This window comes from Paenibacillus sp. IHB B 3415 (assembly GCF_000802655.2).
GTDB lineage: Bacteria > Bacillota > Bacilli > Paenibacillales > Paenibacillaceae > Paenibacillus_AQ > Paenibacillus_AQ phytohabitans.
On the sequence record NZ_JUEI01000001.1, the window covers coordinates 47678 to 59942 of the forward strand.

11 protein-coding genes are annotated in these 12265 nt (G+C 52.2%); 9 read left to right on the forward strand and 2 right to left on the reverse strand.

Features of this window, described 5'->3' with window-relative positions; translation table 11 throughout:
- The first annotated feature begins 186 nt into the window (after nucleotides 1-186).
- The 7 genes from QW71_RS00205 to QW71_RS00235 all read left to right on the forward strand — a co-directional run bounded on the left by QW71_RS00205 (nucleotide 187) and on the right by QW71_RS00235 (nucleotide 6884).
- Nucleotides 187-1029 carry a GNAT family N-acetyltransferase gene (locus tag QW71_RS00205; protein WP_039291571.1) on the forward strand — a complete coding sequence of 281 codons (843 nt, stop codon included), beginning with the start codon at nucleotides 187-189 and terminating at the stop codon, nucleotides 1027-1029.
- A 601-nt stretch (nucleotides 1030-1630) separates the two neighbouring features.
- The gene (locus QW71_RS00210; RefSeq protein ID WP_039291573.1) at nucleotides 1631-2614 is read left to right on the forward strand and encodes an aldo/keto reductase; all 984 of its coding nucleotides are present in this window, start codon (nucleotides 1631-1633) and stop codon (nucleotides 2612-2614) included.
- 9 nt (nucleotides 2615-2623) lie between these two features.
- Nucleotides 2624-4582, forward strand: coding sequence for a translation factor GTPase family protein (locus tag QW71_RS00215; protein ID WP_039291576.1), 1959 nt, complete (start codon nucleotides 2624-2626; stop codon nucleotides 4580-4582).
- A 19-nt stretch (nucleotides 4583-4601) separates the two neighbouring features.
- Nucleotides 4602-5003, forward strand: a complete 402-nt coding sequence (locus tag QW71_RS00220; protein ID WP_039291579.1) for an NUDIX domain-containing protein — start codon at nucleotides 4602-4604, stop codon at nucleotides 5001-5003.
- A 182-nt stretch (nucleotides 5004-5185) separates the two neighbouring features.
- Nucleotides 5186-5611, forward strand: coding sequence for a DMT family transporter (locus QW71_RS00225; protein ID WP_039291582.1), 426 nt, complete (start codon nucleotides 5186-5188; stop codon nucleotides 5609-5611).
- 31 nt (nucleotides 5612-5642) lie between these two features.
- Nucleotides 5643-6341 (forward strand): Crp/Fnr family transcriptional regulator, encoded by a 699-nt coding sequence (locus tag QW71_RS00230; RefSeq protein WP_039291584.1) that lies wholly within the window; start codon nucleotides 5643-5645, stop codon nucleotides 6339-6341.
- A gap of 48 nt (nucleotides 6342-6389) precedes the next feature.
- A complete protein-coding gene (locus tag QW71_RS00235; protein WP_039291586.1) occupies nucleotides 6390-6884 on the forward strand; it encodes a DMT family transporter in 495 nt (164 codons plus the stop codon).
- A 611-nt stretch (nucleotides 6885-7495) separates the two neighbouring features.
- Here QW71_RS00235 and QW71_RS00240 read toward each other — a convergent pair.
- Together QW71_RS00240 and QW71_RS00245 are read right to left on the reverse strand one after the other, a co-directional pair.
- Nucleotides 7496-8545: an anthranilate phosphoribosyltransferase gene (locus tag QW71_RS00240; RefSeq protein ID WP_039291589.1), complete on the reverse strand. Its 1050-nt coding sequence runs from the start codon at nucleotides 8543-8545 to the stop codon at nucleotides 7496-7498.
- A 12-nt stretch (nucleotides 8546-8557) separates the two neighbouring features.
- The gene (locus tag QW71_RS00245) at nucleotides 8558-9154 is read right to left on the reverse strand and encodes an ANTAR domain-containing response regulator (protein ID WP_039291592.1); all 597 of its coding nucleotides are present in this window, start codon (nucleotides 9152-9154) and stop codon (nucleotides 8558-8560) included.
- Between the two features lie 342 nt (nucleotides 9155-9496).
- Between QW71_RS00245 and nirB the strand changes: the two genes are divergently transcribed.
- The gene (gene nirB, locus QW71_RS00250) at nucleotides 9497-11923 is read left to right on the forward strand and encodes a nitrite reductase large subunit NirB (protein ID WP_152679652.1); all 2427 of its coding nucleotides are present in this window, start codon (nucleotides 9497-9499) and stop codon (nucleotides 11921-11923) included.
- An 18-nt stretch (nucleotides 11924-11941) separates the two neighbouring features.
- Nucleotides 11942-12253: a nitrite reductase small subunit NirD gene (gene nirD / locus QW71_RS00255; protein ID WP_039291804.1), complete on the forward strand. Its 312-nt coding sequence runs from the start codon at nucleotides 11942-11944 to the stop codon at nucleotides 12251-12253.
- The last annotated feature ends 12 nt before the right edge of the window (nucleotides 12254-12265 follow it).

The window sequence follows — 12265 nt, forward strand, 5'->3', positions numbered from 1 at the left end:
AATATGCGGGTCTTATAGAGCGGCTTATTCAGCCTCAGACAGTCACGCCATCAACAATACAGAAGAAGCTTTGATGATAGCCGTAACAGGGGAGCCTTCAAAAGTGAATTTCCATCATTGTCGACAAATATCATAGTAGAGTATTATTGTAAACGGAAACATGGAGTGTATTGGAGGTTTAATGCGATGATTGAGCTGAAGGTAGTGGATTATCCTGCGGCTGAAGTTTTTTTTGCCGATAAGAAGCAGCATATTCCCGCATTGTCAGTCTTGCAGGGGAATTATCCCGGGCGGGTATTTGCCGATGATGCAACTGCATCATCCCTTGCCGTGGTATGGGCTACGGGGAGATGGATGTATGCTGCCGGAGATATCAGTACAGAGCTGAACAGGATGAAACTGACAGCATTTTTGCAGACCCAAGTGATTCCGGATTGCCGGCGGCGGCAAGAGAATTGGTTCGAGATATACACGGATGATTGTGATGCATGGACGGCATTATTTAGGCCCGGGTATGCCGGACTACAAATATATAGACATATGGAATCGGTATATGAGTTCAATCGTGCAAGGTTCAATCCGCCTGAGAGTAAGGTTACGGAAGACGCTTCAGGCAGCGGCGTGACCGTTGACTACGTGGAATATCCGGTTCTGGAGAATCAGGAAGAGAGTTCATCCGAAATACATAACCGCTTCAGTAGCCTGACAACCACCGGAGCTGTGGTGAAGGTAGAGGGTCAGGCAGTCTCTGTCTGTAAGCATAACGGCTTCACCGTTAACAACAGATATTTCATTGATGTGGATACATACTCAGAAGCTGAGCGCGGCAAAGGATACGCAACGCTAGCCGCACGGTCACTGATTGGTTATTACCTGGAGAGAGGCCAGCTACCCTTGTGGGAAACCACACATGAGAATACCGCGTCACACAGGCTGGCATTGAAGCTGGGATTCGAGCCTGTGGAGAGTTATCCGGTGTTTGCTTTTGTCATGGAGAGCCAGGAGCTTAAACTTCAGTCACCGGGGTAATATACAATATAATCCAGTGACAGGAGGAGAGTATTATGAGAACTTTTGGCAGAGGGATGTTGTATTCCATTATCGTGGTAGTCATTTCGAGAAATGAGGACCGTTCTACCGGATAGAGCTATAATGTTGTGCCGGGATTTAGTGAAAGGCTGTGCTCCGTTATAATGGAGGCGGTCTTTTTTATTGTAAGCAATTCTATGTTGCATTTGGGCAAGAAGGCTAGTGTTGTAGGAAGCGGACTGAGAGGACCCTATTTCCTGAAAAAACCACCTTTTGAGGATGAAGCGGACTGAGATTCCGTTATCTAGTTAAATCGTGCCCGAAATATACAGTATCGAGTAATATAAGCGATTCTGAGTCCGATTGGTCAGTAAATCACCCTAATCTGCTCAAATAAAGGAATCTCAGTCCGCGTCAGAGGTGGATGGACTTGAAGCCTCCCGCCTAACGGACTAGTATGCAATCTGCGATTAAGTATGGGGCGGTATAGCTATACAGAGACTGGACCTTATCGCGCAAACCATTCATAATAATAAGGTCAGTTGTTAACGGTTCCATTGGGTTCATTACACTAACTTAACTCATAAACGGAGGTTCTACGATGAAATACCGCAAGCTGGGAAATACAGGTTTGTCAGTAAGTGAAGTCAGCTTTGGCACTTGGGCAATCGGCGGGGACTGGGGCAGCAGCAGGGATGAAGACGGGCTGAAGGGCTTACAGCTGGCTATGGAGCAGGGCGTTAATTTCTTTGATACTGCCGATGTATACGGCTCCGGGCATGCGGAAGAGCTGCTGGCCAAGGCAACCAAAGGCAAGCAGGATGAGATACATATTGCTACGAAATTCTGCCGTGCCGGTGATATTCATGATCCGGAGAATTACTCTGCGCGCAGAATAAGCGAATATTGTGAACAGAGCCTGCGGCGGCTGGAGAGGGAAGCAATTGATCTGTATCAGGTCCACTGTCCGCCGATGGAAATTCTGCGGGATGGCAGTGTCTTCGGGGCCCTTGACCAATTGAAGGCCGAAGGCAAAATCCGCCACTACGGCGTAAGTGTAGAAACGATAGAGGAAGGACTGCTCTGCCTGGAGTATCCGGGAGTGGAGGCGCTTCAGGTGATCTTCAATCTGTTCCGCCAGCAGCCGGCGCTGGAGTTATTACCGCGTGCGGCTGCCCGTGGCGCAGGGATCTTGGTACGTCTGCCGCTGGCCAGCGGACTGCTGACCGGCAAGTTCAAGGAAACCAGTACATTCCAGGAGAACGACCACCGCAGCTTCAACGCGAACGGCGAGCAGTTCAACGTTGGCGAGACCTTCGCCGGTCTTCCGTTTGTTACCGGAGTAGAACTGGCCCGCAAGCTGGAGTGGATTGCTGAAGGACGCGGCAATATGGCCAGAGCGTCCATGCGCTGGATTCTGGATCATCCGGCCGTCAGCTGTGTGATTCCGGGCTTCAAGAATGAAGCTCAGGTAGCGGATAATCTCGCTACACTTGAAGCTCCTTCCTATAGTTCAGCTGACATGGAGCGCCTGGGCTCATTTTATCAGTCCGAAGTTGTTCCGCATATCCGTGGAGGAGTGTAGCCGCAGCTTATGAACAATATAACCGTCGGACTGCTTGCACATGTAGATGCCGGCAAGACGACCTTCGCTGAACAGCTGCTCTACCATACCGAAGCGATCCGCAGCCGTGGCCGGGTGGATCATCAGGATACCTTCATGGATACCCACGAGATTGAAAAAGCGCGCGGAATCACTGTTTTTGCCGATCAGGCGGAATTTGTATATAAGGATTCGCGGTATTTCCTGCTGGATACCCCGGGCCATGTTGATTTCTCTCCAGAGATGGAGCGCTGTCTGCAGGTGCTGGATTATGCGGTGGTCATCCTCAGTGCGGTGGAAGGCGTGGAGAGTCATACGGAAACCGTATGGCAGCTGCTGCGCCAGCATAACATTCCCACCCTGTTCTTCATTAACAAAACCGACCGTGCCGGTGCGGACGCGCAGCGTGTACTCGAAGAGATCCGGCAGCAGCTCAGCGGCAATGCCTTCCTGCTGCCGCAGCAGCCGGGAGAAGCGTTGACCGATGAGCTTAGAGCATTTATAGCGGAGCGTGATGACACGCTGCTGGAAATGTATCTGGAAGGAGCTCTGCCTGACAACGTCTGCCGCAGTGCACTGCCTGACATGTTGAAACGGGGCGACATTTTTCCTTGTATGCAGGGCTCCGCATTGCTTGATCAAGGGGTGGACGGGTTCCTGGAGGTTCTAAACACGTTAACCTTCACGGAGTACGATCATGAGCTGCCTTTTGCGGGGAGAGTCTACAAGATCCGCCACGACGAAAAAGGCACGCGTATCACCTACATCAAAGCACTTCAAGGAGTGCTGAAGAACAGGGACAGCTTAATGTACGGACATGGACCGGAACGTTTATCGGCGCGGGTTACCGGAATCCGCAAATATAACGGCACCAAATATATTTCCGCCGATTGGGCTGCCGCAGGAGAGCTGTTCGCGGTTGTAGGGCTTACTGAGGCCCTGCCCGGTGAGGGCGTTGGTGAACTGACGGACTCACAGGAAAGCGGCCTGATACCTACGCTGAAATCCAAAGTCCTTTTTGAGCCGCCGGTACACCTGAAAGAACTGATGAATGCCTTTGGACAGCTGGGTGCGGAAGATCCTTCGCTCAATGTAAGCTGGGATGAAGAGCTGCAGGAGCTGCAAATCCATGTCATGGGCGGAATTCAGCTGGAGATTCTGGAGCAGATCATGGCTGAACGTTTTCAGATCCGGATCGCTTTTGGTCCGCCGGAAATTCTCTACAAGGAGACGATTGTGGGCACGGTCTACGGCTGCGGACATTTCGAACCGCTGGGCCACTACGCCGAGGTTCATCTGAAGCTGGAGGCGGGGGATCGCGGTAGCGGTATTTCCTATATTAACAATTGTCATCCGGATGATCTGGCCGTAGGCTATCAGCATCAGATTGAGCAGCATTTGCTGGAGAGCGGCCATCACGGCCTGCTGACCGGTTCACCGCTGACCGACCTGAAGATCACCCTGCTTAGCGGCAGAGCACATAATAAGCATACGAGCGGCGGAGATTTCCGTGAAGCGGCTTACCGTGCCTTACGCCAGGGACTGGAGCAGGCCGGGAATCTGCTGCTGGAGCCGGTCTATGACCTGAAGCTCCGGATAGATTCAGACTACGTGGGCAAAGTAATGAGTGATATCCAGCAGGCCAGCGGCAGCTTCAACCCACCTGAGATTACGGAGTCCAAGGCTGTCATTACCGGTACGGTTCCAGTGGCAAGCTTCATGAATTATGGGGTGAGACTGGCTTCCATGACCCAGGGCAAGGGTTCGCTGTCGCTTAGAGTCGCGGGTTATCAGCCGTGCCATCAGACCGGGACAGTAATTCAGCAGCGGAATTATAATAAAAATGCCGATCCGGCTTACTCCTCGACCTCGATATTCTGCGCCAAAGGCCAGGCGTATCCGGTACCCTGGGATGAAGCAGAGCAGCATATGCATATTAAAGTACGATGAAGAAAGGTGCAGACGGACAATGACTGAAGTAATTGATAAAATTGCCTGGATATATATCGTGGACGGCAAGGTGCTTGGCGCGCGTTCCAAAGGAAAGGACACCTATTATTTCCCGGGAGGCAAACGGGAGTCTGGTGAGAGTGATGCACAGACATTGATCCGGGAGATCGAAGAGGAATTATCTGTTCAGATCATACCGGAGACCATTGCGGAATTCGGAAGCTTTGAAGCTCCCGCGCATGGCAAAGCAGACGGCGTTTCAGTCCGGATGACCTGCCTGACCGCAGATTTCACGGGTGAACTGAGCCCGGCTTCAGAAATCGAGGAATTGGCCTGGTTAACCTATGGGGATAAGGCCCTTGTGTCAGCTGTCAGTGTGATGATTATGGACAAGCTGCGGGAAATGAAGTTGCTCTCCTAAACCATACAGTTATAAGCCCGTTTCGAGCCGGAAATCCGGTTTGAAATGGGCTTTTTATCTCTTTACCGGCTTCTTTCGGGCAGCCGTTCGCAGACACTTTTACAATTCAGGACATATGTCCTTCCCGAATCCGGCAAACTGGCTTTTAATTAAAGCAGACAGTATATAGAGGAGAGAGACAGATGAAGGGGATAATTTTCGCATTTATAGGCGGGGCATGCATTACGCTGCAAGGGGTAGCGAATGCAAGAATCAGCCAGGATATTGGTACGTGGCAGGCAGCAACGATCACGCAGTTCACCGGGTTCCTGATGGCGCTGGTCATTGCGCTGATCGTACGGGACGGCAAGAAGCACGGCTTCCGCAAGGTTAATCCGTTATACCTGATCGGCGGCGGTTTTGCCGCATTCGTTATTTTCAGTGAGGTTACGGCGATTCAGAGCATCGGTGTCACCTTAACCATCTCCGCCTTGCTGATTGCTCAGCTGTGCCTGACTTTTGTCATCGACATCAAAGGCTGGTTCGGGGTAGCCAAGCAGAAGATGAAGCTGCCGCAGTTTATCGGGATCGGGATGATGATCCTGGGTGTGGTCGTGCTGAAGTTCTGATGATCAGGTCAAGCGGAGGTGAACCTGTGCGATGAAGGAAATTCAAGATTCCGGTCGGCTGCAGGCATATCTGCAGAAGCACCAGCTCGATTATATTTTCACAGAGCCGCTTAAGCCGCTCTTGTCGCTGCTAAGCTACGATCCGGGGGAGCATATTTGTTCCAAAGGAGACCCTTCAAGCACACTCTATGTGCTGGTCAAGGGGAAGCTTAAGATTTACACGACCTCGGCAGAGGGCAGAACATTGATTATTTCGTTCAAAACTCCGCTTGAGCTTATAGGCGATGTCGAATATATCCAGGGTACAGAGATGCTCAATACGGTAGAGGCGGTATCACCGGTTCACATGATTGGGGTGCCGTACCGCTGGCTGAATAAATATGCGAAGGATCATCCGCCGCTGCTGCATTTTATGCTGGAGATCATCACTCAGAAGTTCTACCGGAAGTCCAGCTTCCTCAGTCTTAATCTGATGCATCCGGTGGATGTGCGGCTGGCCAGCTACCTGCTGTCAATCTCCTACGACGAATCCGATCCGCAATTTACCGGCCAGCTGAATACGGTTAATCTGGTGGATACCGCTAATTTCATCGGCACCAGCTACAGGCATTTGAACAGAGTGATCCGGAAGTTCTGCCAGGAAGGGCTGACCGAGCGCAGCTCAGGGGCAATTATCGTCAAGGACAGGGAAGGGCTCTCAGCTCTGGCTAGCCGCAATATTTACGAATAAACCCAGGCAATAAGGCAACACAAATCAGCATATAAGGGAGCAACAGATATGTTAGCAGGAATACTACTCGCGCTGATCGCGGGTGCACTGGTTAGTCTACAGAATATTTTCAATGCCAAGGTCAATGAGCATACAGGCTCCTGGACAACCACCACACTGGTGCTGGGTATGGGGTTCGCAGCTTCACTGATTATGGGGCTGATTATGGAAGGGAAGAACATGTTCACGCTGCAGCATATGCAGCCCTGGTACTGGTTCAGCGGTATGATCGGTGTAGGCGTCGTCATCTGTCTGGTCCAGGCCACCCGAATTCTAGGCGCAACTTATGCGATCTCCATTGTCCTGACTGCTCAACTCGGCTTCGCCTTGCTCTGGGATTCCCTGGGCTGGCTGGGCCTTGAGAAGGTTCCGTTCTCATTCAATCAGCTGATCGGTGTGCTCATTATCGTCGGGGGCATTCTGGTGTTCAAATTAGGAGGCAAAAGCGATTCTAAAGAATCCGCCGGAGCCATCGAGCGCCGCAGTGCGCTGCATACGGATTAAATTAAATGTGAGGCGCGCACCCGTTCAAAAACGGACTGCGTGCTTTTTTTTCAACAGATAAGAATTTATTTGCTGCACACTAGCTGAAAAGATGCTGTCCTTATAGGGACGGGTAAGCCGCCGTTTCAGGAGAGATGCGGATAAGTGGAGGGCTTGCTAAGAACGGGTGCTGGTGGGGCTGAAGATACTGGTGGAGCTGGTGGTGCTGGTGTGTTGGAGGTGCTGGAACTGAAGCTGGCGATGTTCGAATAAGTGAAGAAGCGGACTGACATTCCTCTATTTCATGTAAAAAGCTTCTATTGGTGCGTATGCGGACTGAGATTCCGTTATCCTGTACATTCGGACATAAAATAAGCGTGTTTCGGACACTTAACGGAATCTGAGTCCGCGTGTCATGCGATTTCGCCATAATTGCTGAAATAACGGAATCTCAGTCCTCATAATAGCGTGTTAGTCGTGTAGAACCCCGGTATGCTCCCGCAGAAAAAGTGCCTGATTGCCGTTACTCCCGCAAAGCAAAGCAACACCAGGCTGCAGCCCGGCGCTTAACAGCGCGCAAAAAGCAGACCGCAATACGGTCTGCCGCCCATAATATAGCTCTGCAAAGCAGGCTACACCTGTCCGAGAGAGGCTGCTGTGCTGCTGCCTTGCATCGCACTTTTCCATTTCGCATACGTGTTCCAGGCCAGGCCGTTGTCCAGCAGATGCTTGCAGGTATAGACGCCTTCCTCAATAGAGTTGACCCTGCCGGCGGCATGGAGCCTGGCTGCACCATTCAGCAGTGTCTGATTGTAGAACGCCAGATGTCCGCCGCCCTGCAGCACTTCCTCGGCGGTACGCAGCTGTCTTTCGGCTGTCCAATCGACTTCCGGAACGGGTACTTCCAGTCCGAGCGACTCCGGATCAATGATATCCAGCTCCGTCGCACCATTCTGAATGCGGTATACGCGGTTCGGCCGGTCGATATACAGATCCTCCGAGCCTTCCACGCCTTGAACAACCAGTCCCCGCTGATATCCGAGCTTCGCAATCAGCCGGGAGATCCGGTCGAATACCGTATTATGAAAAATGCCGAAGACGATATAAGGTGAACAGGAATAATCAATCAGCTTCTCGGCTGTATTGAAAATCGTGCGCAGCCCAATGTCTTCACGCAGGCCGCGCAGAGCACCCAGCGGCGGGCACCACTGCTCCGATTTCGCAAACAGCACACCGCTGGCCTCCGCCGCCTCAATGGCGGCACTGCGACTTAGACCGGTAATATCAATTCCGGATGCATGAATGATATCCTGCAGCGTAATCCCCCACTTCGGAGGCAAGCCTGCGGAGCCATGCAGAGTAACCGGCAGACCGGCGGCAGACAGCAGGAAGGCTGCCGGGAACGTGGCGATGAAGGAATGAACCCTGCCGTCATAGGGTCCGGCACAATCGATCCCCTGTTGGACAGGTTCCCGTGAGGCATATTTGCGGCAGACTGCGACGAAGGCTTCCAGCTCTTCCAGGCTCTCCAGCTTCATGCGTTCGGCGATCAGGAACGCGCCAATCTGCACCGGAGAAGCAGTCTGTCCGAGAATGGCTTCCGCTGCATATTCCGCTTCCCCGTAGCTTAAATCTTTGGCACCGCGCTTGCCGCGGGCCACTTCTTTCAGAATATTAATCATATGGAAGTCTCCTTAAGTTTGATCCTGCAGCATCTGGTACACCTTGACAATGGAAGTAGCGACATCGACCATCCGTTTCCGTTCGTTCATTGCCTGCTTGCGCAGCAGGTCGTAAGCTTCGGATTCGCTGATGTTCCTGGCTTTGGAGAGAATACCTTTGGCCATGTCGATCCATTTACGCTCCTCAAGCCGGGATAACAGCTGTTCCCGTTCCTTGAGCCATTGCTGGCGCTCGAAGCATTGCCTGGAGCTGAAGTGGAGGATCCAGTGGATCTCCTGAGGCTGCATCGCCGGAGACAATATTCCATCCACCATAATATCATCTCCACAGGCAGAGACGGATAACGTTGCGGTCCGCGGGGTACACCACCAGAGTACAGGGGCAACCTTGTGCTGAACCAGAATACTTCTCCAATAGCTGATCTCAGTAACGGGGAGATGAAGAATGAAGGCATCCGTGTCACCGATCAGCGGAAAGACCTGATCTTCCGAAGCAGCCGTCCCGATCACATAACCACAGGAACTGAGGATACTGTCAGGAGTTGGGGAGGAGCGTTCTTCTGCGGAATTCTCTGTTCTGCCCGGATCTATAACTAACAGGGAATGCATAGTTGACGACGCTCCTTTTACATATAATAAGGGGATAAGTCTGCACACCAATGTAGAACAAGTACAGTCGTAATAAAGACGATGTAATATTATATAACACAGTTCAGGTAATTTTGTCGATGAATTAAAATAATAAAATTTTATATGTCATAATTATTGACGTAATCAGGATGGCTGTAGTATAGTCGTTTTAACAAATTCATCAATTCTGCGAATACAACGATGTATTCGGTTGAAGCGGCAATGGCGCCTGCTTTCACTTAAATCGCAACGGAAGAAGTATGTTTCCGGGCGGAGTGAAGCGGGCTATTTCTGTTGTTTACCTGGAGAGGAGAGAGATACATGTCAGCAATTCGCAAAAAACTGATATTAGTCGGTAACGGAATGGCGGGGGTACGGGCGATTGAGCATCTGCTCAAATTAGCGCCGGAGGCTTATGACATTACAATCTTTGGTTCGGAGCCGCATCCGAATTATAACCGTATCATGTTGTCTTCTGTTCTTGCAGGCGGTGCAAGCCTTGATGAGATCGTAATCAACGACCTGGAGTGGTACCGGAGCTTCAATATTCAGCTGTATACAGGACACACCGTAACCTCCATTGATCCTGTAGAGCGCAAAGTCCATACGGATAAAGGAATTACTGCAAGTTATGATGAGCTGATTCTGGCAACCGGCTCCAACCCCTTCATGCTGCCGATCCCAGGTGCCGAGAAGGAGGGCGTCATTGCCTTCCGGGATATCAAGGATACACAAATCATGCAGGAGGTATCGCAAAAATATGGCAAAGCGCTGGTGATCGGCGGCGGTCTGCTCGGACTGGAGGCGGCAAGAGGGCTGCTGCATCTGGGGATGGAAGTATCGGTAGTCCACATCCATGAATATATTATGGAGCGCCAGCTGGACGAGTCCGCCTCCGTAATGCTGCGCAAGGAACTGGAAGCTCAGGGAATGAAGTTCCTGCTGAAGAAGCAGTCCGAAGCGGTTCTTGGCAAAAAGCGGGTCAAAGGCCTTTTGTTCGCAGATGGCAGCATAGAAGACGCGGATCTGATTGTGATGGCTGTCGGCATCAAGCCGAATGTAGAGCTTGCCCGCAGCAGCGGGATTGAAGTCAACCGCGGGATTATTGTGAACGATTATATGGAGAGCAGCCTGCCCGGCATCTATGCCGTCGGGGAGTGCGCGGAACACCGGGGTATTGCCTACGGGCTTGTCGCCCCGCTATATGAACAAGGCGCTGTCCTGGCTAAAAGGCTGGCAGGTGTACCAACAGAAGGCTATGCCGGTTCGGTTACCTCTACCAAGCTGAAAGTATCCGGCGTTGATGTGTTCTCGGCTGGACAATTCACCGAACAGCCCGGCACCAAGGCGCTGCGGTTCCAGGATGAGACCGATGGTGTGTATAAAAAGCTGGTCATTCACGGTGATAAACTGATTGGAGCTGTGCTGTTCGGAGATACAGGTGACGGAGCGCAGCTGTTCTCGATGATTAAGAAGGGCGAGAATATTAAGGGGAGAGAAAAAGAGCTGCTGCTCGGAATATCTGCTGATGCGCTGGCGCCCAAAGGGAACCGGCTTGAAGGAATGGCAGATGATGAGATCATCTGCGGCTGCAATGGAGTCTCGAAAGGGGCGATTGCTGAGGCGATTACCTCCGGCGGCTGTACCAGTGTAGGGCAGATCAAAGCCTGCACCAAAGCCTCGGCTTCCTGCGGCGGCTGCAAGCCGCTGGTGGAAGGACTGCTGCAGCTATATGCCGGCGAGGCTGCCGTAACGGTCAAAGAAGGAATCTGCGGCTGCACCACACTCGGGCGTGATGAGATCGTCGCCGAAATCAAGCGGATGAAGCTGATGACCGTCAAGGAGGTCATGAATGTTCTGGAGTGGGGCAATGAAGAAGGCTGCGCCAAATGCCGGCCTTCCCTGAACTACTATCTGGGGATGCTCTATCCTGAAGAATATATTGATGAGAATGAATCGAGATTCACCAATGAGCGCTACCATGCCAATATCCAGAAGGACGGTACGTACTCCGTGGTGCCGAGAATCTACGGAGGTGTCACCTCTCCGGCAGAACTGATCAAGATTGCACAGGTTGCGGTGAAGTTCGATGTCCCGCTGGTCAAGTTCACCGGCGGACAACGGCTCGATCTGCTTGGGGTGAAGAAGGAGGACCTGCCGAAGATGTGGGAAGAGCTGGATATGCCCTCCGGCCATGCCTACGGCAAGACACTGCGGACAGTGAAAACCTGTGTCGGCTCCACCTATTGCCGGTTCGGCACGCAGGATGCCCTTGGAATGGGTATCCGGCTGGAACAGGCCTTTGAACGGCTGAACACACCGGGCAAAGTGAAGCTGGCGGTATCCGGTTGCCCGCGCAACTGTGCGGAAGCGACGATTAAGGATTTCGGTGTCGTAGCCATTGACGGCGGCTGGGAGCTGCATATCGGCGGCAACGGCGGCGTTCATGTCCGGGCCACGGAGCTGCTCTGCGTGGTGAAGACCGATGATGAGGTGATGGAGTGGGCCAGTGCGTTCCTGCAATATTACCGTGAGAATGCCGGGTGGAATGAACGGACTGCCCAGTGGGTGGAACGTGTCGGCCTTGACAGCATCAAGCAGGCGCTGGAGTCCCGCGAGGCACGATTGGCGCTGCAGGAGAGAATTCAGAAGACGCTTAGTCTCACCACCGATCCATGGAAGCAAATTGTGAATACACCGGAGCTGCGCAAAAATTTCGAACCGATCTCCTTGCCGGAGACAGTCTAAGGGGGCTTACAAATGACAATGACCAAGATGCTCATTGGTAACTTGAACGATATTGACATCAAGGGCTCGCGTAAGTTACGGGTGGGAAATACCGAGATTGCCTTGTTCCGGTTAAGCAGCGGGGAGGTGCTGGCGGTGGAGAATAAATGCCCGCATAAAGGCGGAGTTCTGTCCGAGGGGATGGTCTGTGGTTCGAAGGTGCATTGTCCGCTCCATGACTGGCGGATCGATCTTCATAGCGGTGACGTGCAGGCACCCGATACAGGGCATGTGACAACCTATGAGGTGGAGGTTGATCACACCAGCGGCAGCTTGTACCTAACGATATAATTCATCCGAGCA

Bases quoted from the DNA above. Each gene is read 5' to 3' on its own strand.
- QW71_RS00235 (WP_039291586.1), top strand. From the start codon at position 6,390: ATGTTAGCAGGAATACTACTCGCGCTGATCGCGGGTGCACTGGTTAGT.
- nirB (WP_152679652.1), top strand. From the start codon at position 9,497: ATGTCAGCAATTCGCAAAAAACTGATATTAGTCGGTAACGGAATGGCG.
- QW71_RS00245 (WP_039291592.1), bottom strand. From the start codon at position 9,154: ATGCATTCCCTGTTAGTTATAGATCCGGGCAGAACAGAGAATTCCGCA.
- QW71_RS00220 (WP_039291579.1), top strand. From the start codon at position 4,602: ATGACTGAAGTAATTGATAAAATTGCCTGGATATATATCGTGGACGGC.
- QW71_RS00215 (WP_039291576.1), top strand. From the start codon at position 2,624: ATGAACAATATAACCGTCGGACTGCTTGCACATGTAGATGCCGGCAAG.
- nirD (WP_039291804.1), top strand. From the start codon at position 11,942: ATGACCAAGATGCTCATTGGTAACTTGAACGATATTGACATCAAGGGC.
- QW71_RS00240 (WP_039291589.1), bottom strand. From the start codon at position 8,545: ATGATTAATATTCTGAAAGAAGTGGCCCGCGGCAAGCGCGGTGCCAAA.
- QW71_RS00205 (WP_039291571.1), top strand. From the start codon at position 187: ATGATTGAGCTGAAGGTAGTGGATTATCCTGCGGCTGAAGTTTTTTTT.
- QW71_RS00225 (WP_039291582.1), top strand. From the start codon at position 5,186: ATGAAGGGGATAATTTTCGCATTTATAGGCGGGGCATGCATTACGCTG.
- QW71_RS00210 (WP_039291573.1), top strand. From the start codon at position 1,631: ATGAAATACCGCAAGCTGGGAAATACAGGTTTGTCAGTAAGTGAAGTC.
- QW71_RS00230 (WP_039291584.1), top strand. From the start codon at position 5,643: ATGAAGGAAATTCAAGATTCCGGTCGGCTGCAGGCATATCTGCAGAAG.